1 rRNA gene is annotated in these 2548 nt (G+C 57.8%); it reads left to right on the plus strand.

Going from position 1 to position 2548, the window contains the following annotated elements:
* A 23S ribosomal RNA gene (locus tag AB0C69_RS41030) occupies positions 1-2490 on the plus strand; the annotation flags it as partial.
* Positions 2491-2548 lie beyond the last annotated feature (58 nt).

Below are 2548 nucleotides of genomic sequence, written 5' to 3' on the forward strand. Positions count from 1 at the left end.
GCCTCCTCAGTTACCTTTCGGGGTTTCTGTTGGTGATGGCGTGCCTTTTGAAGAATGAGCCTGCGAGTTATGGTGTGTGGCGAGGTTAACCGGTGTCGGGTAGCCGTAGCGAAAGCGAGTCTGAATAGGGCGTTTTTAGTCGCATGCTGTAGACCCGAAGCGGAGTGATCTAGCCATGGGCAGGGTGAAGCGCCGGTAAGACGGTGTGGAGGCCCGAACCCACCAGGGTTGAAAACCTGGGGGATGACCTGTGGTTAGGGGTGAAAGGCCAATCAAACTCCGTGATAGCTGGTTCTCCCCGAAATGCATTTAGGTGCAGCGTCGCGTGTTTCTTGCCGGAGGTAGAGCTACTGGATGGCTGATGGGCCCTACCAGGTTACTGACGTCAGCCAAACTCCGAATGCCGGTAAGTGAGAGCGCGGCAGTGAGACTGCGGGGGATAAGCTTCGTAGTCGAGAGGGAAACAGCCCAGATCATCGGCTAAGGCCCCTAAGCGTGTGCTAAGTGGGAAAGGATGTGGAGTTGCTCTGACAACCAGGAGGTTGGCTTAGAAGCAGCCACCCTTGAAAGAGTGCGTAATAGCTCACTGGTCAAGTGATTCCGCGCCGACAATGTAGCGGGGCTCAAGCACACCGCCGAAGCCGTGGCATTGACACCTTGTGGTGTTGATGGGTAGGGGAGCGTCCTGTATCCGGTGAAGCCTCGGGGTGACCCAGGGGTGGAGGGTACGGGAGTGAGAATGCAGGCATGAGTAGCGAATCACACGTGAGAAACGTGTGCGCCGGATGACCAAGGGTTCCTGGGGCAGGCTAATCCGCCCAGGGTAAGTCGGGACCTAAGGCGAGGCCGACAGGCGTAGTCGATGGACAACGGGTTGATATTCCCGTACCCGCTGGTATGCGCCAACGCTGAATCCTCTGATGCTGACCACCCGAACCGTTCTTTGGGCCTTCGGGCCTGTTGGACGGGGAGCGTGGGACCCGAGGGGGTAGTAGGTGAGTGATGGGGTGACGCAGGAGGGTAGCTCAGCCCGGGCGATGGTTGTCCCGGGGTAAGGCTGTAGGGAGAGAGATAGGTAAATCCGTCTCTCACGTATCCTGAGAGCTGATGCCGAGCCGTTTTAGGTGAAGTGAGTGATCCCATGCTGCCGAGAAAAGCCTCTAGCGAGTGTACCGGCGGCCCGTACCCCAAACCGACTCAGGTGGTCAGGTAGAGAATACCAAGGCGATCGGGTGAACTGTGGTTAAGGAACTCGGCAAATTGCCCCCGTAACTTTGGGAGAAGGGGGACCTTGCCTGGTGATGGCATTTTCTGTCTGAGCTGGGTGGGGTCGCAGAGGCCAGGGGGAAGCGACTGTTTACTAAAAACACAGGTCCGTGCGAAGTCGTAAGACGCTGTATACGGACTGACGCCTGCCCGGTGCCGGAACGTTAAGAGGACCGGTTAGGGGGACTTGTTCCTTCGAAGCTGAGAATCTAAGCGCCGGTAAACGGCGGTGGTAACTATAACCATCCTAAGGTAGCGAAATTCCTTGTCGGGTAAGTTCCGACCTGCACGAATGGCGTAACGACTTCCCCGCTGTCTCAACCACAGGCCCGGCGAAATTGCAGTACGAGTAAAGATGCTCGTTTCGCGCAGCAGGACGGAAAGACCCCGGGACCTTCACTATAGCTTGGCATTGGCGCTTGGAGCGTCTTGTGTAGGATAGGTGGGAGACTGTGAAGCCCAGACGCCAGTTTGGGTGGAGTCATTGGTGAAATACCACTCTGGTCGTTTTGAGCGTCTAACCCGCACCCGTGTATCCGGGTGGGGGACAGTGCCTGGTGGGTAGTTTAACTGGGGCGGTTGCCTCCCAAAATGTAACGGAGGCGCCCAAAGGTTCCCTCAGCCTGGTTGGCAATCAGGTGGCGAGTGCAAGGGCACAAGGGAGCTTGACTGTGAGACGGACGTGTCGAGCAGGTGCGAAAGCAGGGCCTAGTGATCCGGCACCTACGTGTGGAAGTGGTGTCGCTCAACGGCTAAAAGGTACCCCGGGGATAACAGGCTGATCTTCCCCAAGAGTCCATATCGACGGGATGGTTTGGCACCTCGATGTCGGCTCGTCGCATCCTGGGGCTGGAGTAGGTCCCAAGGGTTGGGCTGTTCGCCCATTAAAGCGGCACGCGAGCTGGGTTTAGAACGTCGCGAGACAGTTCGGTCCCTATCCGCTGTGCGCGTAGGAGAATTGTGAGGGTCTGTCCCTAGTACGAGAGGACCGGGACGGACGAACCTCTGGTGTGCCAGTTGTCCCGCCAGGGGCACGGCTGGTTGGCTACGTTCGGTCGGGATAACCGCTGAAAGCATCTAAGCGGGAAGCCTTCCTCGAGATGAGTTCTCCCACCCCTTTGTGGGTGTAAGGCCCCCGGTAGACGACCGGGTTGATAGGCCGGAGATGGAAGCGCGGTAACGTGTGGAGTCGACCGGTACTAATAGGCCGAGTGGCTTGAACACACTGAACGTTCAGAGTGAGTCGCTGCGAGAGATGTTCGCGTCCCTGTGTGGTTCCCAG

It is taken from the genome of Actinomadura sp. NPDC048032, assembly GCF_040653175.1.
Classification (GTDB): Bacteria; Actinomycetota; Actinomycetes; order Streptosporangiales; family Streptosporangiaceae; genus Spirillospora; species Spirillospora verrucosospora.